This is a genomic window from Polaromonas sp. P3_B4, from assembly GCF_056402835.1.
The window spans coordinates 2,290,720-2,310,661 of sequence record NZ_JBFUGQ010000001.1; the positions used below are offsets into that span (position 1 = coordinate 2,290,720).

General features: G+C 62.5%; 21 protein-coding genes. 3 read left to right on the forward strand and 18 right to left on the reverse strand.

The genetic code is table 11. The annotated features are described in order from the left end of the window. Positions 1-111: 111 nt before the first annotated feature. The 5 genes from AC1DVV_RS10850 to AC1DVV_RS10870 form a co-directional block, all read right to left on the reverse strand. The gene (locus AC1DVV_RS10850; protein WP_457280128.1) at positions 112-1,119 is read right to left on the reverse strand and encodes an aldo/keto reductase; all 1,008 of its coding nucleotides are present in this window, start codon (positions 1,117-1,119) and stop codon (positions 112-114) included. Positions 1,120-1,169: 50 nt separating this feature from the next. Next, positions 1,170-2,114: an ABC transporter substrate-binding protein gene (locus AC1DVV_RS10855; RefSeq protein ID WP_457280127.1), complete on the reverse strand. Its 945-nt coding sequence runs from the start codon at positions 2,112-2,114 to the stop codon at positions 1,170-1,172. Positions 2,115-2,182: 68 nt separating this feature from the next. Next, entirely contained in the window at positions 2,183-3,166 is a 984-nt protein-coding gene (locus AC1DVV_RS10860) for an ABC transporter permease (RefSeq protein WP_457280126.1), read from the reverse strand. A 31-nt stretch (positions 3,167-3,197) separates the two neighbouring features. Continuing rightward, positions 3,198-4,772 (reverse strand): sugar ABC transporter ATP-binding protein, encoded by a 1,575-nt coding sequence (locus AC1DVV_RS10865; RefSeq protein ID WP_477702198.1) that lies wholly within the window; start codon positions 4,770-4,772, stop codon positions 3,198-3,200. A 235-nt stretch (positions 4,773-5,007) separates the two neighbouring features. Next, positions 5,008-5,715, reverse strand: a complete 708-nt coding sequence (locus AC1DVV_RS10870; RefSeq protein WP_477702192.1) for a FadR/GntR family transcriptional regulator — start codon at positions 5,713-5,715, stop codon at positions 5,008-5,010. Between the two features lie 283 nt (positions 5,716-5,998). Here AC1DVV_RS10870 and AC1DVV_RS10875 point away from each other — a divergent pair, with 283 nt between their 5' ends. After that, entirely contained in the window at positions 5,999-6,409 is a 411-nt protein-coding gene (locus AC1DVV_RS10875) for an FKBP-type peptidyl-prolyl cis-trans isomerase (RefSeq protein WP_457280124.1), read from the forward strand. A gap of 3 nt (positions 6,410-6,412) precedes the next feature. Here AC1DVV_RS10875 and AC1DVV_RS10880 read toward each other — a convergent pair whose 3' ends face one another. Then, positions 6,413-7,288 carry an alpha/beta fold hydrolase gene (locus tag AC1DVV_RS10880; RefSeq protein ID WP_457280123.1) on the reverse strand — a complete coding sequence of 292 codons (876 nt, stop codon included), beginning with the start codon at positions 7,286-7,288 and terminating at the stop codon, positions 6,413-6,415. A 472-nt stretch (positions 7,289-7,760) separates the two neighbouring features. On the opposite strand from AC1DVV_RS10880, the gene AC1DVV_RS10885 reads away from it, so the two are divergent. Then, positions 7,761-8,774, forward strand: a complete 1,014-nt coding sequence (locus tag AC1DVV_RS10885) for an LLM class flavin-dependent oxidoreductase (protein ID WP_457280122.1) — start codon at positions 7,761-7,763, stop codon at positions 8,772-8,774. A 204-nt stretch (positions 8,775-8,978) separates the two neighbouring features. Beyond that, positions 8,979-9,590, forward strand: a complete 612-nt coding sequence (locus AC1DVV_RS10890) for a DUF6198 family protein (protein WP_457280121.1) — start codon at positions 8,979-8,981, stop codon at positions 9,588-9,590. Positions 9,591-9,618: 28 nt separating this feature from the next. Here AC1DVV_RS10890 and arfB read toward each other — a convergent pair whose 3' ends face one another. The 12 genes from arfB to AC1DVV_RS10950 all read right to left on the reverse strand — a co-directional run bounded on the left by arfB (position 9,619) and on the right by AC1DVV_RS10950 (position 19,920). Beyond that, the gene (gene arfB, locus AC1DVV_RS10895; protein ID WP_457280120.1) at positions 9,619-10,032 is read right to left on the reverse strand and encodes an alternative ribosome rescue aminoacyl-tRNA hydrolase ArfB; all 414 of its coding nucleotides are present in this window, start codon (positions 10,030-10,032) and stop codon (positions 9,619-9,621) included. An 18-nt stretch (positions 10,033-10,050) separates the two neighbouring features. Further along, positions 10,051-10,500: a type II 3-dehydroquinate dehydratase gene (aroQ, locus tag AC1DVV_RS10900; protein ID WP_457280119.1), complete on the reverse strand. Its 450-nt coding sequence runs from the start codon at positions 10,498-10,500 to the stop codon at positions 10,051-10,053. Positions 10,501-10,637: 137 nt separating this feature from the next. Then, positions 10,638-11,420: an alpha/beta fold hydrolase gene (locus AC1DVV_RS10905; protein WP_457280118.1), complete on the reverse strand. Its 783-nt coding sequence runs from the start codon at positions 11,418-11,420 to the stop codon at positions 10,638-10,640. 47 nt (positions 11,421-11,467) lie between these two features. After that, positions 11,468-11,860, reverse strand: coding sequence for a carboxymuconolactone decarboxylase family protein (locus AC1DVV_RS10910; protein ID WP_457280117.1), 393 nt, complete (start codon positions 11,858-11,860; stop codon positions 11,468-11,470). Between the two features lie 3 nt (positions 11,861-11,863). Next, on the reverse strand, positions 11,864-13,102 hold the full coding sequence (gene pcaB, locus AC1DVV_RS10915; protein WP_457280116.1) for a 3-carboxy-cis,cis-muconate cycloisomerase: 1,239 nt from the start codon (positions 13,100-13,102) through the stop codon (positions 11,864-11,866). Positions 13,103-13,226: 124 nt separating this feature from the next. Next, on the reverse strand, positions 13,227-14,120 hold the full coding sequence (locus tag AC1DVV_RS10920; protein WP_457280960.1) for a sugar phosphate isomerase/epimerase family protein: 894 nt from the start codon (positions 14,118-14,120) through the stop codon (positions 13,227-13,229). Positions 14,121-14,133: 13 nt separating this feature from the next. Further along, on the reverse strand, positions 14,134-15,036 hold the full coding sequence (locus AC1DVV_RS10925; protein WP_457280115.1) for a VOC family protein: 903 nt from the start codon (positions 15,034-15,036) through the stop codon (positions 14,134-14,136). A 31-nt stretch (positions 15,037-15,067) separates the two neighbouring features. Then, on the reverse strand, positions 15,068-15,829 hold the full coding sequence (locus AC1DVV_RS10930; protein ID WP_457280114.1) for an ABC transporter ATP-binding protein: 762 nt from the start codon (positions 15,827-15,829) through the stop codon (positions 15,068-15,070). 127 nt (positions 15,830-15,956) lie between these two features. Further along, a complete protein-coding gene (locus tag AC1DVV_RS10935; RefSeq protein WP_457280113.1) occupies positions 15,957-16,715 on the reverse strand; it encodes an ABC transporter ATP-binding protein in 759 nt (252 codons plus the stop codon). Continuing rightward, positions 16,712-17,719 carry a branched-chain amino acid ABC transporter permease gene (locus tag AC1DVV_RS10940; RefSeq protein ID WP_457280112.1) on the reverse strand — a complete coding sequence of 336 codons (1,008 nt, stop codon included), beginning with the start codon at positions 17,717-17,719 and terminating at the stop codon, positions 16,712-16,714. The genes AC1DVV_RS10935 and AC1DVV_RS10940 overlap by 4 nt, the downstream gene beginning before the upstream one ends. Continuing rightward, a complete protein-coding gene (locus AC1DVV_RS10945) occupies positions 17,716-18,591 on the reverse strand; it encodes a branched-chain amino acid ABC transporter permease (RefSeq protein WP_457280111.1) in 876 nt (291 codons plus the stop codon). The genes AC1DVV_RS10940 and AC1DVV_RS10945 overlap by 4 nt, the downstream gene beginning before the upstream one ends. A gap of 117 nt (positions 18,592-18,708) precedes the next feature. Continuing rightward, positions 18,709-19,920, reverse strand: a complete 1,212-nt coding sequence (locus AC1DVV_RS10950) for an ABC transporter substrate-binding protein (RefSeq protein ID WP_457280110.1) — start codon at positions 19,918-19,920, stop codon at positions 18,709-18,711. Positions 19,921-19,942 lie beyond the last annotated feature (22 nt).

Here is a 19,942-nt window from a genome sequence, read left to right on the forward strand (position 1 = left end):
GGCCAAGGTGGTAAAGGCGGCGCGCATTGCCGCCAAAGATGACGGCCAGTGGCCAGTGCGGTTTGCCAGATTCCAGAAATGCGGGTGAGCGTCGATCAGCATGGGGCTTCCTCAGACTGGTACCGGCGCATCGGGATGCAGCAGGCCGCGGCTGCGCAGGGCCTGCCACAGCGTGGCGGGAATGGGCGTCTCCAGCCAGGCGACGTTCTGTTGCAGCTGGGTTGCGGTGCGGGTGCCGGTGACGCAGCTCACCACCGCAGGGTGCGCCAGTGGAAACTGCAGTGCGGCGGCCTGCAGGGGCACGCCGAATTCCTCGCAAGCCAGCGCCAAGGCTTGCACGCGCGCCACCACGGCGGGCGGGGCTTCCGCATAATTGAATTTGGTGTTGCCCGCCAGGACGCCGGAGTTGAACGGCGCGGCCACCACGATGGCGTTGCCGCGGCGCATGCAGTCGCCCAGAAAGGGGGTGATGCAGTCCTGCTCCAGCAGGGTGTAGCGCCCGGCCAGCATGGTGCAGTCCAGGTCGAACTCCTGCATGCTGTCCATCACCACCTGCCATTCGTTCACGCCCAGGCCCACTGCCTTGGTGGCACCGCTTGCGCGCAATTCGTCCAGCGCGCGGAAGCCGCCCCCCGTGGTCAATTGTTGCCAGTAATGCGCATGCTGTTCGCCGTGGGTGTCGCGGCCGATGTCGTGTACGTACAGGATGTCGATGTGGGCCAGACCCAACCGTTGCTGGCTGTCCTCGAATGAGCGCATCACGCCGCTGTAGCTGTAGTCATACTGCGGGCGAAACGGGTAGGGGTTGGCCCATCCGCCATCGCCAGCAGTCACACTGGCATCAGGACGCAGCAGGCGGCCCACTTTGGTGCTGACTACATATTCGTGCCGGGGGCAGTCGGCCAGCTGGGCGCCCAGGCGGTGCTCGGAGCGGGTGTAGCCGTAGTAGGGTGCCGTGTCGAAATAGCGCACGCCGGCCGCCCAGGCGTTCGCAAAGACCTCCTCTACCTCGCGGGCGCTGGTGGCACGGTACAGGCCCCCCATTTGCGAACAGCCGAGGCCCAGGGCTGTCAGCCGCAGGTCCACGCGGGGAAGGAGTTTCAGATCCGTGGTGTGCATATGCCCATCCTCCGGCAGCCGGTGCCGGAGGGTCCTTGGGTTGGAACGGTTTAGTAGAGAACGTTCTTGGCTGCGGGCGTGTCGATGTTTTTCTTGGTCACCATCAACACACCGGTATCGCGGAAGGCGGGCACTTTCTTGCCTGCCACGATTTCCGCCACCGTCTTTACGCCGAGGTTGCCCATCTCAAAGGCGCTTTGCACGGCAATCGCCTCGATGGTGCCGTCTTTCACAAAGCCTTGCAGGTCGGAGTTTCCGTCAAAGCCAATGGCGACCACCTTGCCGGCTTTGCCCGACTGAACCAGTGCGCGGCCCATGCCGATAGCGGTGGGTTCGTTAGCGCCGAAGATGCCCTTGAGGTCGGGGTTGGCGGCCAGCACGTCGGTGGTCTGGTTCAGTGCGGTACCCATCTGCGAGTTGGAGTAGAAGGGGCCCACGATCTGCAGCTTGGAATGCTTCTTGATGTAGTCGGTGAAACCTCCCACGCGGCCGATTTCGGAGCCCGAGCCCGCGGTGTAGGACATGACGGCAATTTTGCCGGTGGTACCGACTTTCTCGATCAGCGTCTTGGCGGACATTTCTCCGGCAGTCTTGTTGTCGGTGGCCAGGAAGGACTGGTAGTAAGCCTTGCCGGAATCCGATGCGGCGGAGTCAATCAACACCACAGGAATCTTGGCTTCCCAGGCTTTTTTCATGGCGGGGATCAAGGCATCCGGATCCGACGGGGCCAGCACGATGCCGGCGACCTTGCGGTTCACGGCGTTTTCCACCAGGGCCACCTGCCCGGCCAGGTCGGTGTCGGATGCTGCGCCCTGGAAGGTGGCGGTGTAGCCCTTGAGATTTCCCACGGCAGCGTTGGCACCCTTCTTCACGTTTTGCCAGAAGTCCGAGTTGGCGGTCTTCACGATGACGGCAATTTCCTTGTCGGCGGCCATAGCCATCGACGACGCAGCCACCAGGGCGGCTGCGATCAGTGTGTGGACAAATTTTTTCATTTCTTTCCTCATGGGTAGTGGTTGTGGAGGTTGTCTCTCGAAGTCCCGGTAAGCCCTGCCGGTAGGGATCACTTGCGATGGCGCATCTGGTCGATCCATACGGCCAGCAGGATGACGACGCCAATCAGAATTTGTTGAGTGAAAGCGGACACGCCGCTCATGTTCAAACCGTTGCGCAGGATGCCAATCACGAACGCGCCAATGACGGTGCCCGACACCGTGCCCACACCACCCGTGAGCGAGGTCCCGCCTATCACCGCGGCGGCAATGGCATCAAGTTCGTACATCAGGCCCTCGCTGGGCTGGGCCGTGACCAGGCGTGACATCAGCACGCAACCGGTCAGCCCGGCCAGCAAACCGGAAAGCACATAGGCAAACAGCGTCACGCCGTTGACGTTCACGCCCGAGAGCCGGGCGGCTTCCAGGTTGGAGCCGATGGCGTACAGATGGCGGCCCAGCGTGGCACGGTTAAGCAGGACGGAGACGGCCAGCGCCAGCACGATCATGAGCACCACGGGATAGGGAATGCCGACGAACACCACATCGGGGAAGCCGTCCGCACCGATATTGACGATGCGGAACAAGGCTCCGTTGCCCAGTTCTGCGAAGCTGTCGCCCAGGCCGCTGATGGCGCGGGCATCGGTCAGCTGCAAGGCCACGCCGCGTGCCACCAGCATCATTCCCAGGGTGGCAATAAAGGGCGGCAGTTTGAGCACCGTCACACACAGGCCGTTGATCAGCCCGCACAGGGCACCGACCAGCAGGCCGGCAAACATGCCCAGCGGCACGGGCGCGCCCGCCTTGACCAGCATGGCGGCCACGACGCCGGACAGTGCCAGGATGGCACCTACCGAGAGATCAATACCCCCCGTGATGATCACGCAGGTTGCTGCGATGCCGAGGTAGGCAATGGATGTCACCTGCAGCGCCACGGTCATGCCATTGCCCACGCTGAAGAAGGCGTTGCTGGTGAACGAGAAGATGGCGATGAGTCCCAGCAGGCTGGCCAGCGCGGCAAATTTCTGAAACAGGTCTTGTTGTTGTTCGGTCATGGTGTGGTTCGGGAAAGAAGTCCTGGAGGGTTCAGTGGGTCAGCTGGTCGGCTTGCAGGGGCGGCACGCTGCGGCCGGAGGCGTAGTGCATGACCTCCTCCTGGTGGGTCTCGCGGGTGGGGAGGATGGTGACCAGGCGGCCTTCATGGAAGATCGCGACACGGTCGGTCATCCCCATGATTTCGGGCAGCTCGGAGCTGATCATCACGACGCCAATACCCTGGCCTGCGAGCTGGTCCAGCAACTGGTAGATCGCGTACTTGGCGCCCACATCAATGCCGCGTGTGGGCTCGTCAAAGAACAGCACGCGTGATTGACGGAACAGCCATTTGCTGATCACGAGCTTCTGCTGGTTGCCCCCCGAGAGCAGGCGCACGATCTGGCTGCTGCTGGGCGTGCGAATGTCGAGAGCGCCGATGTAATGGCGTGCGGCATCCTGCTCCTTCGCAAACTGGATCATGCCCGCACGGTTGGACACGGCTTCCATGTTGGCCAGCGTGATGTTCTGTGCCACATTCATCTTCAATGCCAGTCCGTCGTGCTTGCGGTCCTCTGACAGGTAGGCCAGCCCCTGGCGTACGGCATCCCGTGGCGAGTGAATGGTGAGTCGCTCCCCGGCCAGGAACACCTCGCCGGCGTCGATAGAGTCGGCACCAAAAATGGCGCGGGCCACTTCAGTGCGGCCGGCCCCCATGAGCCCTGCAAAGCCCAGAATTTCGCCGCGGCGCAGCTCAAAGTTCACGTCGTGAAACACACCCTGGCGTGTCAGGCCCTGTACGCGCAACAACACGTCGGCAGTGGGCACGGAGGTTCTCTTGGGGAATACATCATCCAGCGAGCGCCCCACCATCCTTGCCACGATCTCTTCCACGCTGGTGTCGGCCAGGCGTTCGGTTGACACGTAGCGTCCGTCGCGCAAGACGGTGACCCGGTCCACGATGAGCGCCAGTTCGTCGAGGCGGTGGGAGATGTAGACAATGCCCACCCCCGTACGCTTGAGCTCGTGGATGATGGCAAACAGCTTCTCGGTCTCCGACTCCGTGAGGGACGAGGTGGGCTCGTCCATGATGAGCACCTGGGCGTTGAGCGACAGCGCCTTGGCAATTTCCACCATCTGCTGTTGGGCGACCGAGAGGGTTTTGACCAGGGCGTCCGGTGAGATGTCCTGCCCCAAGCGGTCCAGGCATTGCTTTGCCTGGCGGCGCAGTGCCGCCCGGTCGATCAGCCAGCCTTTGCGTGGCTCGCGGGCCAGGTAAATGTTTTCGGCCACCGTGAGGTGCGGAGCCAGGTTCAGCTCCTGGTGAATGATGGCAATGCCGACAGCCTGGGATTCGGCGGTGGATTGGAACTGACAGACCTCGCCGCGGTAGTACAGGGCCCCCGCATCGGGCTGGTACTGGCCGCTGATCACCTTCATCAGCGTCGATTTGCCTGCGCCGTTTTCGCCGCACACCGCGTGTACCTCGCCGCTTCGCACCTCAAAGCTCACACCATCCAGCGCCAGCACCCCCGGGAAGCGTTTGGTAATCCCTTCCAGGCGCAACAGTACGCCGGCCTCGGCGGGGCTGGGCGCGTCGGGACGAACCGGATCGGACACGGAAGACAGCAATGCGAACTCCTCTTGGTAGGTCAGGGGACCGGGAGGGATGAATCTGCCGTCCTGCAAATTGGTAAGGCCACCTGACACGATGTGGCGTATTTGGCCTTACCGGGAAGTGCGTGTGTATTGGTGCTTACCCGTGATCCGGGATCAAAATCGGGGTGAAAAAAACGGGAAAAAGCCTGCGCAATTGCACAGGCCTGACCACGGATACAGGGGGTAAAGGTTAACAGGCCCTAGCTCATGACCATTCACGGCGGTTCTCGACCCAGCGCTGTTCGGAGGCTTGCAGATGCATGCGCATGGCGTTCTGTGCGGCCAGTACGTCCCGGTTCTCCAGGGCGCGCAAGATGGCTTCATGCTCCTGCAGCGCAATCGCCCAGCTTTGGCCCGATTCGGAATGCGCGCTCAGGCGCGCGGCAATCGGGCTGTGGCGCTCGTCAAACAGCTCGCCCACCAGCCGCTCCAGCACGGAGTTGCCTGTCATGGCTGCAATCGTTTGGTGAAACTGCCGGTCAAAGGCCAGGGGCGAGCGGTTTTGCGCCATGGCGGACAGCATGTTGTCCAGAATCTGGCGCAGTGCCAACAGTGCTTCGGGCGTGGCCCTGGCGCAGGCCTGCAGCACGATGGTGCCCTCAAGGGCGGCGCGTGCCTGCATCAGTTCGATCGGGCTTTCGCCCATGGTGGCCAGGGACTGCGGCTTGCGCTGGGCCGCGCTGCAGACGTACACGCCAGCGCCCATGCGCACTTCCACGCTGCCCTCAATTTCCAGTGCAATCAGTGCCTCGCGCACCGAGGGGCGTGAGACGCCCAGCTGCAGGGCCAGATCGCGCTCCGGCGGCAACCGCGCACCCGCGGTGTAGTTGCCCTTGTCAATGAAGGCGCGAATCTGCTCGGCAATTTGTTGGTAGAGCCGACGGTTGTCGACCTGTTTGAGTTGGTCCAGCATGAATCCTCCGCGTGAAGTGCAGTTTATGCGACGGCGGTTTTTGCTATGGGGTTATGGTTCGAACTGGTAAGGCCAATGCAAAATTTTTCACGCTGACGTTACCAATTTGAGCCAATTTTGATTGGCTGGAGTACCACTCATACCTTCCGCCCCCTCAGGATCCAGCTCAGCGACCTGACAACCTGAGATAGGCGAGCCGGCACCACTGAGGCAAGGCGAGAGCCAGGACGATAATCCAGGTCACCCTCTCCGATTACCCCATAGCCACGAAAGCATGACCTCCATGAAGACATTGACCGCCGCGCTCATCGCCCTGGCCTCCATTGCCCTGTCCAGCACCGCCCTTGCCGCCGCCCCGGCCGAGACCCTGCCCAGCGGCGTGAAGATCGTGCACAGCACCGACGGCACCGGCGCGCAGCCCAAAGCGACGGACACCGTCAAGGTGCACTACCGCGGCACGCTGGCCGACGGCAAGGAATTTGACAGCTCTTACAAGCGCGGCGCGCCCGCCACCTTCCCGCTGAACCGCGTGGTGCCATGCTGGACCGAAGGCGTGCAGAAGATCAAGGTCGGCGGCAAGGCCACACTGACCTGTCCACCCGCCACGGCCTATGGCGACCGCGGCGCCGGCGGCGTGGTGCCACCCAATGCCACGCTGACCTTCGACATCGAACTGCTCGCGATTGAAAAGTAAAAGCTAAAGAGGCGCTTCGAGCGTCGTGAGGAGGGCTTTGTCGAAGGCCTCCGCGCGCTCGAACTGCAGCCAGTGGCCGGCGCCTTCGACCAGGGCCAGGCCCCTGAAGTCCGCAGCTCGCTCCAGGGCTGCCCGCAGCCCATCAAGCTTGCCGCGGTACAGCGCATCCTCTTCCCCGTAAATCGCCCACACCGGGCAGCGCAGCCGCGCCAGTGACTGAGCCAGCGCGCCGGTGCGCGCCAGGCTGCGGCCCTTCATGCGGTCGCGCAGCACGTTGGCGATGTGCAGGCGCAAGGCCAGTTCGTTGATCGCGTCCGCGCGGTACAGCATCAGCGCCGCGAGGTTGTGGCGATGGATCTCGTCGCGCTGGCCCGCATCGGTGATATGCCGCCATGCGCGCAGGCGTATGGCTTTTTCGGGCGCGACACCCAGGCCGGGCGCACCCACCAGCACCACACGCGCCGCCCGGGCGGGGAAGCGCTCCGCCACAAAGCCGGCCACCATGCCGCCAAAGGAAAATCCCACGAGGTCGCAGGCCGCCTCGCCCGCCAGCAGGGCCAGCCCTTGCTCGACCGGTTCGGGCAGCACGTCGGCATCGGTGCCCCGTAAAGGCGCGGCCGAATCGCCAAAACCGGGAAGGTCGGGCACCAGCACCCAGCGGCCCGACGCGGCCAGCGCGGGGATGTTGCGCAGCCAGTGCATCCAGCTGCCGCTGCCGCCGTGCAGCAGCACCAGGGGCGCGAGCCCGGGCCGGCGCGTGGCCTGGCCCCACGTGTGCCAGACCATGGTGCCGTCGCCGCAAGGGGTTTCAAAACGGCTGGCCGTGCGCAGCATCGCAAGCGCTTCGGAGGGCAGCTCAATGTTTGCCGAATCTGTCATGGGAGATAGAACCTATTTACGGTCTAAACGGAGCCGCGTTGGGGTGCAATCGGGATGAGTGGGCCGACCGGGACCGCCGCATGGGCTAATGCCCATGCAAGGGCCTGGGTGGCTCAATCGCCCGACCGCCCAGCCGGCCGGCTGGGCGTCGTGCAGCTGCCCCAATGGGGATGCAAACGCGACCGCGTTTGCGTCACCCCAACCCGAAGGGCAAGCCCCTTCTCGGGCAGTCTGCGGCGTTGCGATGCTAACCCATAGCTGTGCTATGGGTGTCGCACCGCGCCTTGCATCCCATCCCGAGAAGGGGCTTGCGCGGCCTCGTTTAGACCGTAAACAGGTTCTTATACCCTGCCCCTCATGCGGCCATCGCCAAGCTCCTAAACTGGCCCGGCACCCTTACAACAACATCCATGAATTCAGGCTGGCTCGCTTCCTCTTCACTCCCACTCCTTCGGGGAGAGGGCGCAAAAACATGATCCCCTTTTCAGTCCTCGATCTATCCCCCATCGTCACGGGCGCCACTGCCGCCGATGCCTTTCGCAACACCCTGGCCCTGGCCCGGCATGCCGAACAACTGGGTTTCAAGCGCTTCTGGCTGGCCGAGCATCACAACAACCCCGGCATCGCCAGCGCCGCCACCGCGGTGGTCATCGGCCACGTGGCGGGCGGCACGCAAACCATCCGCGTGGGATCCGGCGGGGTGATGCTGCCCAACCATTCGCCGCTGGTGATCGCCGAGCAGTTCGGCACGCTGGCTTCGCTGTACCCTGGCCGTATCGACCTCGGGCTGGGACGCGCACCGGGCACCGACCAGCTCACCGCACGCGCGCTGCGGCGTGACAACCAGAACAACGCCGACACCTTTGCGCAGGACGTCGAGGAACTGCAGGCCTATTTTGAACCGCTAGAGCCCGGCCAGAAAATCCGCGCCGTGCCGGGCGCGGGCCTCAAGGTACCACTGTGGCTGCTGGGCTCCAGCCTCTTCGGTGCCCAGCTCGCTGCCATGCTGGGTCTGCCCTTTGCCTTCGCATCGCATTTCGCACCCGACATGCTTATGCAGGCGCTGGACCTGTACCGCAGCGGCTTCAGGCCTTCCGCGCAGCTCGCCAAACCTTATGCCATGGTGGTGGCCAATGTCGTCGCGGCCGAAACGGACGAAGCGGCACACTACCAGCTCACCTCCGTGCAGCAGGCCATGACCAACCTGTTGCGCGGCACGCCGGGGCCGATGCCGCCGCCTATCGACAACATCGAAAGCTACTGGTCACCGGCCGAGAAAGCCGGCGCGCAGCGTATGCTGCGCTATGCCGTCGCAGGTTCGGCGGCAACGGTTGAAAACCAGCTTCAGCGCTTCATCGAGGACACCCGGGCCGATGAACTGATGGTGACCACTCACATTTACGACCCCGCCATCGCCCGGCACTCCCTGGAAATCACCGCGCAGGTGCGAGACAGGCTGCAGCAAGGAAACCAGCGCCGCGCATAGCGCTACTGTTTTGATAGCTGCTCGCGCATACTCCTATTGGCCTGGAGCCCTAAATCATGCATATTTAGCGCCTGGAAAGCGCAATCCTGGCTTGCGGGGAACACGGGCGCATCGCCTTTTGCGCGGACGAGCGTGCCGCCAGCACTGGCACAAATCATGCACAGCTGCTGCAACCTGCCCGCAGCCAAATATCCCAGCGTCCCCATGGCCCCATTTCCTCCCCCCGAGCGCCACACCCTTTTTGACGATGCGCAAGGCATCTTCACGGGCACGCTGTTTGTGTCGCTGGCGATGGTGATCTTCAACCAGGCAGGCCTGTTGACGGGCGGTACGGCCGGCGTGGCCTTTGTGCTGCACTACGCCACGGGCATGAGTTTCGGCAAGCTGTTCTTTCTGGTCAATCTGCCCTTTTACTGGTTCTCCTGGAGCCGCATGGGCCGCGAGTTCACCATCAAGACCTTCCTGTCCATTGCATTGCTGTCGCTGCTGGCGGACTGGTCGCCCCGAGTGCTCGACATCGCAGACATCCACCCGCTGTACGCCGCGCTGGTGGGCGGCCTGCTGCTGGGGACCGGCTGCCTCTTCCTGGCCCGGCACCGGGCCAGCCTGGGCGGCGCCACCATCGTGACCCTCTATCTTCAGGAAAAGCACGGCTGGCGCGCCGGCAAGATACAGATGGCCATTGATTCGGCCGTGGTGTTGATGGCGCTGGCAGTCGTGCCCCCTGAGCGCGTGGCGTATTCCGTCATGGCCGCCGTACTGATGAGCCTTTTCCTCTGGGTCAACCACAAACCCGGGCGCTATATGGTGACCTGAACGGTACCTGGTGGACTGCCGGCAGGACTCAGTCGCCGCCCACCTTGCCCCGCGACGACTTGATTTCCGAGCGCTGGCTTTTGCCGGCCAGCCGGCGCTGCTTCGAGCCGTAGGTGGGTTTCGTCGCGCGCCGCGCCCGGGGCGGTGTGGAGACGCTGTCAACAATCTCCTGCAGGCGCGCCATGGCATCGCTGCGGTTCATTTCCTGGGTGCGGTGCTGCTGGGCCTTGAGCACCAGCACGCCCTCCTGCGTGATGCGATTGTCACTGGTTGCCAGCAGCCGCTCCTTGACGGCATCAGGCAGTGACGAGGCCGCAATGTCAAAGCGCAGGTGAATCGCGCTGGAGACCTTGTTGACGTTTTGCCCGCCCGCACCCTGAGCGCGGATGGCACTGAACTCCACCTCACGTTCGTCAACGGGAAATTTCGGTGGCGCAGCCATGGGTCAGCCGCAACCGGATCAGGCCGCCAGCTCGGCCAGGCCCGCGATGGCCAGGGCGTAGCCCTTGACGCCGAAGCCGGCCATCACCGCCTTGGCAGCCGGTGAAATATAAGAGTGATGCCGGAAAGCCTCGCGTGCATGCACATTGCTGATGTGCAGCTCGATCACCGTGACGCCCGCGCCCTTGATGGCATCGTGCAGGGCCACGCTGGTGTGGGTGTAAGCACCGGCATTCAGCACGATGCCTGCCAGCGTGCCAGCCGCCTGGGCGCGCCCGGCTTCATGGATGGCGTCAATCATCACGCCTTCGTGGTTGCTTTGGCGAAAGTCGAGCCTGAAACCGTGGGTTGCGCAGGCCTTGGTGCACAGCGCTTCCACATCGGCCAGGGTCTGAGAGCCGTACACGGCCGGCTCACGCGTTCCCAGCAAGTTGAGGTTGGGGCCATTCAGGACAAGGATTGTTTTCATGAAGCGGGGCTTTCCGGATGTTCGGGTGGGTGGGGCTTGGCTATTAGCCTGGGCCGATTATCGACGCCGCCGCCCCATCACCGAAGCACCCTGCCCCCCCGCTCCCGCACCTGCCCGATCAGGCCGCCGGCAGCGCCCTAGCGCAGGCTTTCGAAAAAGCGTTCCAGCAAGTCGGCAAATGCATCTGGTTGCTCCACCGCGCTCAAATGAGCCGCTGGCAAGGTGCGCAATTGCGCGCCCTTGATGCTGGCGCAAATCGCTTCAGACATGGCCACGGGCGTTGCCTCGTCGCGCGTGCCGGCAATCACCAGGGCCGGGCACTGGATCGCGCCGTTACTGATTCGGAAGTCGATGCGGGAAACCGCCTCGCAGCTGGCCGCATAAGCGGTGGCATCGGTGGTTTCAAGCACCTTGCGTAGCGCGGCTACCTTGCGCGCACCGCCGCCCGCCTCGTCCGCCCTGAATTCCGGCGTAAACCAGCGCTGCATCGCACCGTCTGATATCGCCGCCACGCCCTGGGCCTGTACGGTGTGAACGCGCGCCTGCCACATGGCACGCGCCGCGTCGTCGTAAAACATGGCGGCGTTGGCAATGACGATGCTTTTGAGCAGCTGCGGATGCCGCGCTGCCAGCGCCTGCGCCGTCATGCCGCCCATGCTGAGCCCGACAAAATGCACCGGGCCACCGCCCTGCCCATTAATAAGGCCCACCACATCATCGGCCAGCAGGTCGAGTGTGTAAGGGCCTGGTACCGCTTCCGATTGGCCGTGGCCGCGGTGGTCATAGCGCAGCACGGTGTAACGATTCTTCAGGATGGCCGTCACGCCGTCCCACATCGTGAGGTCACAGCCCAATGCATGGCTGAGCACGACGACAGGCCCCTGGCCTTCACTGATCCAGTGCAGATGAGGTTCTTTCATGCGTCTTTCAATGATGTATTGCTTGGGAGCCGCAGATGCGTGCCCTGTCAGTCGGCGAGCAGGCCTTTTTCGCGAAGGATGTCACCCGCCACAGAGAACGCATGGTTGGCGGCGGGAACACCGCAGTAAATGGCGGCCTGCAGAATCACTTCCTTGATATCGTCTGGCGTGAGCCGCGACTCCGGCGGGCCGTCGAGTGCGGCGCGTACATGCATGGCAAATTCTTCGTACGCCTTGAGCGCAATCATGGTCGACAGGACCATCAGGCGGCGCGTCTTGTCGCCGAACGCCGGCCGGCCCCAGACTTCATTCCACGCATAACGCGTGATCAGGTCCTGGAACTCGCCGTTGAAGGCATTGCTTTTGGCGATGGAACGGTCCACCCAGGCATCACCGAGCACGCGCCTGCGGTTGATCATTCCCTTGTCATGGTCGTTCATGTTTTACCTTTTTGCGGTCTTGGTGCGATGGCTGTCAGTGTGCGTTTGCCCCACCAGTGCTTCAACAGCGTCGGCTTGGGCATGCGCGAGTGTTGACGCATGCCGCACCAGCGCCGGGTTAAACCACTCGTCGGCGGCATCAGCGGGCAGCACGGAACGCAGCGCCTCCAGGTTGGCACTCATGCGCTGGGTGTCCACCTGCAGGCCCGGCAGGGCCTGGGCCATGGCGCGGACGGATCCGTGCGCCGACATCAGAAGCCCCGGCCATTCGGCCAATTCGGCCTGCCAGTTCCCCAGGGCGCGCTCATGCTCCTGCGCCATGGCCGCCAACAGGGCGGCCACGCGCTGCGGCGCGCGCTGCGCTGCAGCCAGTCCCACCATGCAGGCGACCGGATTGCGCTTGTGCGGCATGGCGGATGAACCGCCGCGGCCCGGCTCGGTCGGCTCCGCCAGTTCGCCCACTTCGTACTGGCCCATCAGCGAGATATCTTTGGCGATCTTCCCGAGGCTGCCTACCAGCAGGCCCAGCTCGCAGCCCAGCGCCACCCACTCATCGCGCTGGGTGTGCCAGGCAAATGCAGCGGGCTTGAGCTTCAGGTCGGCCGCCATATGCGCCATGATTTGCGGGCCCTTGCCGTTCATCTGCGCCAGTGTTCCCACGGCCCCGCCCAGCTGCACGGCCAGCGCATTGTGGCGGGCCACCTGCAGGCGCTGCAGGCTGCGCGCCAGCGGCGCGGCCCAACCCGCGCATTTGAAACCAAAGCTGGTGACCGATGCCGGCTGCATCAGCGTGCGGGCCAGCACAGGGGCTGCGGCATGGCGGCGGGCCAGCACCAGCAACGCCGCCACTGCCTTGCGGATGTCGGCCTCAATCAGGTCCAACGCATTGCGGGTCACCAGCGCCAGCGCGGTGTCGATCACGTCCTGGGAGGTCGAGCCGAAATGGACAAAACCGGCAGCCTCCTTGTTGAAGAGTCCTACGGTTTCCTTGAGGGCTTTGACCAGTGGAATGGCGATGCTGCCGGCGCGCCCGCTTTCGCGAACGATCTTGGCCACATCAAACAGCTCGACCTTGCAGGTGCCGGCGATGGAACGGGCCGCCGCCTCGGGAATCAGACCGGCCTCGGCCTGCGCCTGTGCCAGCGAAGCCTCAAAGCGCAACATGGCATCCAGGAAGTTACGCTCGCTGAAGGCCTCCAGAATTTCCGGCGTGGACAAAAAACCTTCAAAAATACTGCTCATGCCGTGAACTCTCAAAAAACAATGGCTGATGTTTTTCCACCGGGCCGCGCCAAGGGGAAATGCGCCCCATACGCGGAAGAATGGGGCAGCGCACCGCAGGCACGAAGTGACGAGCGTGGGAGCTTCATTTTCTCAAGCGGATCTGGTTAGGCAGCGGCACGGAACGACGCAGCACATCCTCCCCCAGCCACAGTGCAGAGCGCCATGCGCGCTGGGCTACTGTGGGCAAAGGCATTTGCTGGTAGTCGTCGTTGAACACTTCAAAGCTGTAATCGCCACGGTAGCCCAGGCCATGCAGCTTGGTGACCAGTGTGGCCAGCGCTTCGCTGTGCACACCCTCACCTGGAAACACGCGGAAATGCCGGGCGGTGGCAATACGTTCCTCGACCGACTTGATTTCCGTCCACATGAAGTCGGCCAGCTGCACCAGAAAAATTTTGTCCGGATCCAGTATGTCCAGCTCATCCAGCGAGGTCTTTGTCGCAAACATATGAAAGGAGTCAAAGCCCAAACCCAGGTTGGGCATGTCGGCTTCACAAATAATGTCCCAGGCCTGCGGGAACTCATTGACGGTGCGGCCCCACGACAAGGCTTCGTAGGCGATCTTGATATTCATCGGAATCGCCAGCATGGCCAGCTTGCGCAAGTCCCTGACCAGCGCCTGGGTTTCACCCGTGGCGTGCACCGAGGTTGACGAACAGATCAGCAGCAGGCGGCAGCCCAGCGCATGGCACATTTCCAGCATCGATTTGGCGATGTCCATCTTGTAGTCGTGCAGGTGCCCGGACAGCCCCTCAAAATCACGCAACACCTGGAACCCGGTGACGCGCAAACCGCTTGCACGCACCGCAGCGACGGCGGCTTCCATGCCGTCTGGGTGGCCTACCAGGTCTTTGGCCGCGAGCATGATCTGCGTAAAGCCAGCCTCGCGCACGGCTTTGAGCTTGGCTTCCAGCGGACCTGCCAGCGAGATGGTGTCCATCCCGAAATCGTCGATGTTGCCGCTGTAGTGGCTCATGCCTGGCGCCTGTTTAGCGTACGTCATGGACCAGCTCAAAACTCACGCTGCCCATCCAGCTCTTGGTCAGCGCGCCGCGGTCCTCGGTATGGACCCCGGGTGACTCGAGGAATTCCACGCCGCGCTTGCGCAGCTCGGCAACGGTGACCAGCACGTCTGCGCTGCCCAGGCCAATGCGCTGCAGGCTTTCATCCCCTTCCACGTCGAGCACGCTGGCTTCAGGTTCGATCAGCTGAAGGTAAAAGCGCGACGAAGGCGGGCACGGGCTGCGAAGGATGCGTCCCTTGGGCAGGATGCCGAAGCGCTGTTCGTCGGGCAGGTCGGTAAAGCCAAACAGCTCGCGGTAAAACTCGGCCCAGTCTTCAGTACGGTCATTGCCGATGTATTGCACGACACCAAAGAAATGCAGTCCCGCCACCGCCGGCGGATGCTGCTCCACCGTGGGAATGGGGACAAAGTCAACGTCATAGATCGAAAACTTGTCGTAACGGTCTACAAAATAAATGCGGCTCTTTCCCACGCCATGGATGGCCGGGATGTTCAGCTCCATCACCTCGACGCGCGACGGCACGGCCCAGGCGCCCCGCTCCAGCGCACGGTGGTAAGCGTCTGCCGCGTCCCGCACGCGCAAGGCCACAGCGGCAATCACCGGCTTGTCGGTTGGCGCGGCGCCATCCGGCATGGCGGGAATGTGGGCATTGACAATCACGTTCATGCTGCCTTGCCGGTACAGCAATACCTCGCGCGAGCGGTGGCGGGCAACCGGACGGAAACCCATCGTTTCCAGCACCTGTCCCAACGCCTGCGGCTTGGCAGTGGTGTATTCAATGAACTCAATGCCGTCCAGCCCCAGGGGGTTGGCAACTTCGGGAATGGCTTCCCGGTCTGCGGTTGGTGCCTGTGCAAAGGTGCTCATGGTGTGTCTCCGGTGAGAGGTTGCAGCAGATTCAGGAAGTTGCCATGGCGGGCGCCACGGTTGCGCCCGGCACATGGCCGCCGCCGAGGAAAAGGCGTTCGATGTTGGGGTCTGCCAGCAGCTCGGCCGCCGGCTTGTGCAGCACCAGTTGCCCCGACTCAAGCGCGATGGCGTCATCGGAAATTTTCAGCGCACTTTTGACGTTTTGCTCAACCATCAATACCGTGGTGCCCTGCGCCGCCAGCTTCTGCAACAGCTTGAACACGTCCTGCACCACCATGGGTGATAGCCCGATCGAGGGTTCGTCAATCAGGATAACCTTGGGGCGCAGCAGCAAAGCCCGGCCGATTTCAAGTTGCTTCTGTTCACCACCCGAAAGCGCTGACGCCTGGGAATGCAGGCGTTCCTTGACGCGCGGGAAAAACTCCAGCACCTCGGGAATACGCTCGTGTGTGGTTTTCGTACCCAACGTGATGCCGCCCAGCTCCAGGTTCTGCCACACGGTGAGCTGGCCAAACAGGTTGCGCCCCTGGGGCACAAACACGATTCCTTTGGCCAGCAATTCTTTCTGGCTGACGCCCGAAATGTCCTCGCCGTTCAACAGGATGCGGCCCTGGCGCGGTTTGAGCAGGCCAAACAGCGCTTTCAAAACCGTGGACTTGCCCGCACCATTGGGGCCCAACAGCAGCGTGATGGAACCCGTACGCACCTTGAATGACAGGTTGTTCAGGATCATGAAGTCCTTGTAACCCGCCACCACATCGTCAAATTCAATACAGATGTCACTTGTCATATCAATCTCCATGAAGCCTCAGTTGACCTCTTTCCAAGCAACGGCGCGGAACCGGCTCCGCCGGGCCGCAGCGGTTGTCCCCCTGAGGGGGATTCCGGCTACACAAAGTGAGCCGAGACAGGGGGCTCTAATTACCAAGATATGCGTCCAATACCTCTTTATTGGCCCGAATTTCCGCCGGCGTTCCAATGGCCAGCACCTTGCCTTCGACCATCACCATGATGCGGTGGCACAGGCCCATCACAAAATCCATGTTGTGCTCGATCACCACAAACGACGCCTTGCGGCCAAATTTGGGGTTTTGGTTCAGATCCCGGAGCAGCGACGAAATGCCGCCCACCAGGCTGGGATTGACGCCGGCACACGGCTCATCAAGCAGCACCAGATCCGGTTCGGCCATGAAAGCCATGGCGATGTCCACCAGCTTTTGCTGGCCGTAGCTCAAGGTGCCGGCGAGCTTGTCAGCCACATGGCGGATGCGGAACTGGTCGATGAGCGCATCGGCCTTGTCGCCCAGCCCCGAGTCGCCGGGCGCAAACATGCGGCCGAGCAGGCTGCCCTTGTGCTCCTGGGCTGCCACGATCAGGTTGTCGCGCACCGTCATCTTTCCAAACACCTGCAGCGTCTGGAAGGTGCGGCCCACGCCGCGCCGGCTGAGCTCCAGCGGTGACAGGCCGGTAATGGTTTTGCCGTTGAGTTCGATCGTGCCGGCATCGGGGCTGATCTGGCCCAACACGCTGTTGAACATGGTGGTTTTACCCGAGCCATTGGGTCCGATGACACCAAAGATTTCCCCCGGCATGACTTCAAAGGAGACCCCGCCCACAGCCTGAATGGCGCCATAGGCCTTCTTGAGCCCGGCAACTTTTAACAATGCGTTTGTCATGATGCCGCTCCGATCCGGCTGGCTGCAGCCGCACGTGCCTGGGACGCCTCACGCGCTGCGCGCTTGGCACGGATACGGTCAGGAATGCTGAGCAACCCATCGGGCAGCCACACCATCAACAGCACCACCGCAGCGCCGAACATCGGCAAATACCAGTTGGACACCAGCGGCACATCGCGCAGCCATTCCGGCAGCACCACCCCCACCGCGGCGCCCACGATGGGGCCCAGGAAATAGCCCGCACCGCCGACCACCACCATCAGATACATCATGATGGACGCGGCCACGGTGAAGGGCCCCGGCTCAATAAACTGCACCAGCGATGCAAACAGCGCACCGGCGATGCCGGCGTAAGCCGCGCCAATGGCAAAACTCAGCAGCGTGTAATTGCGGATATCCACCCCCAGGCTCTCGGCCCGTATCGGGTTGTCGCGCAAGGCCGTGAAAGCTTTGCCCCAGGGTGAGCGCAGCAACCCCCACAGCAGGCCCGAAAGGATGACCGTCACGGCCAGTACAAAGTAGTAGTAAGGCAGGTTGCCTTCGAGCGAATAACCGAAGAGGGACGGCCGTGCAATGTTGTTGATGCCGAAGGTGCCTCCGGTGAGCCACTCTTCATTGCGCATGACCAGCCAGATGGCGGTGTTAAAACCCAGCGTTGCGAATGCCAGGTAAATGGCTTGCACGCGCAGCGCCGGGAAGCCCAGGATCAGCCCGACGGCAAAACAGATCAGTGCGGCAGCCGGCAAACCAAGCCAGAAGCTGACACCCGCCTTCATCAGGATGGCGACGGTGTAGGCGCCAATACCGAAGAAGGCCGCGTGGCCCAGCGATTTCTGGCCCGCGTAGCCAATGGTCAGGTTCAGTCCCATGGTGGCAATGATAAAAACCAGCCAGTAGGTCAGCAGGTAGATGCCGTAGCTCTTCAGGAACTGCGGCACTGCCAGTACCAGCAAAGCGGCCAGAACCGTCAATACCAGGGCAAATTTGTTGTTGGCGAGCTTCATACCTTGCGCTCCTCTTTTTTACCCAGCAGGCCTTGTGGCTTGAAGAGAATCACCACCATAAAAATAACCAGCGCCACGGCGTCCTTGTAGGCCGGTGAAATATAGGCGGCAGCCAGGTTCTCGCATACCCCTACGATCAGCCCGCCCAGCAAGGCGCCGCGCGAGTTGTTGAAGCCGCCGATGATGGCGGCGAAAAAAGCCTTCGTACCCAGGCCTTCGCCCATGTCGAACTTGGCAAGGTAAGTGGGCGTGACCAGCAGGGCCGCCGCCACCGCCAGCACGGCATTGATGGCGAAGGTGTAGAAAATCATGCGCGGCACATTGATGCCCAGTACCGAAGCACTTTCGGTGTTTTGTGCCACGGCCTGCATGGCACGGCCCGTGACGGTTTTGGCCAGGAAAGCCTGTGTCGCCATCACGATGATCAGGGCCAGCGCAAAAGTGCCGATGTCCTGCAGCGTTATCGTGACGCCGGCGATGTTGAACAACTTGTCGGCAAACAGGCTCGGAAAAGGATGGGCTTCGGCGCTGTAGCCGGCGCGCACGCCATTGCGCAGGGCAATGGAAAGCCCGATGGTCGCCACGACGATGGGCATCATGCCGTACTTGAAGAGCGGATCCACCACCCCCCGCTTGAAGACCCAGCCCAGCAGCAGCACGGCCAGCAGCACCGCCAGCACAAAGCTCACCAGCATGGGTGCGCCCAGCGAAATGAAGGCCAGCATCATGAAGGCCGGCAGCATGACAAATTCACCCTGCGCAAAGTTGATCGTTCCCGAGGCCTGCCACAGCAAGGTAAAGCCCAGGGCTGCCAGCGCATAAATGCTGCCGGTGGCCAGGCCCGAGAAAAAGAGTTGGAGAAAGTCTGTCATGGGAAGGTCCGATGGAGAAAGTCGGTTGCATTCAGCGGAGTTCTCAATGGGAAGGGCTTGCGCCCTGCCCCATGAGCGGCCGGCCCCGCATGGCCGGCCGAGGTTGCAGTTACTCAGTTACTTCTTCGCGGCCGGCTTGGCCGCAGCAGGTGCCAAAGGAAGGGTCTTGCTCACGTCCCGGGTGGCCAGGCCAAGCGGGGGAACCATGTCAATGACTTCCTGCTTGCCGTTTTTGACTTCCACCATGAAGCTCATGCGGTCGAGGTCGCCCTTGTTGTCGAACTCGGTGTACATCAGCGCGCCGGGGTATTTGTCGGTGTTGACCTTCAAGCCCTTCATGGCCGCAGCCACGGCCTTGCGATCCAGCTTGCCGGCTTTTTCGATGGCGGCCTTGAGCACGTAGACACCGGAGTAGCCCTTCATGCCGTTGTGGTCGGAGATGTACTTGTAGTCTTTTTCGAACTTGGCCTTGAAGGCGCGGATGGCGGGCACCGGCGCATCCACCGTCAAGCCTACGTGGGCAATCGCGCCGTTGGCAGCCTCACCGGCCAGCTCAATGACCTTCTGGCCCGTCAGGGTGGTTTCACCGATGATGGGTTTGTTCCAGCCCTGCTTGCGCAGCTCGCGCAGCAAGCGTGCCGACTCTTCTTCGTTCGAATAGGCGAACACGCCGTCTGCATTGCTTTGCTTGGCACGCAGCACCGCGGCGGAGAAGTCGACCTGGCCGGGTTCGGTGGAGATCTCGCTCAGGATTTTGGTCGGCGAATTGGCGAGGGCTTTTCTGATCGAGTCCATGCCACCCTTGCCGAAATCGTTGTTCACATAAATGACGGCAATGCTTTTGAGCTTGGCCTGGTCACTGATGTAGCGTGCCACCTTGGGCATGGCAGTGGCTTGCGTGAAACTGGTGCGAAACACGTAAGGGTTGCCCTGCTCAGTGATGCTGGCTGCCTCGCCCCCGGTGAAGTTGGGCACCTCGGCGCGTCGTGATTCGGCCATGCTGACCATGATGGAGCCGGAGAACACCGGGCCGAAGATGGCAAACGCGTCATCATCGATGGCCTTTTGCGTCAGCCCCTTGGCCACGCCCGCATTGCTTTGCGTATCAGCGGTGGTTGTCTGGATTTTCTTCCCCAGGATGCCGCCGTTGGCATTGATTTCCCTGACGGCCAGCTCAACGCCGTTCTTGAAGTTGGTGCCTGCCGTGGCGCCGCCGCCGGACAGCTCGACAATGTTGGCGATTTTGATGACGTCTTGCGCAAAACCGGCGCTAGCGCTTACTGTGAGCGCGCAAGCAGCTATCAATTTGAGAGCGAATCGTTTTTTCATGGTTGTCTCCTCTGGGGGGTTA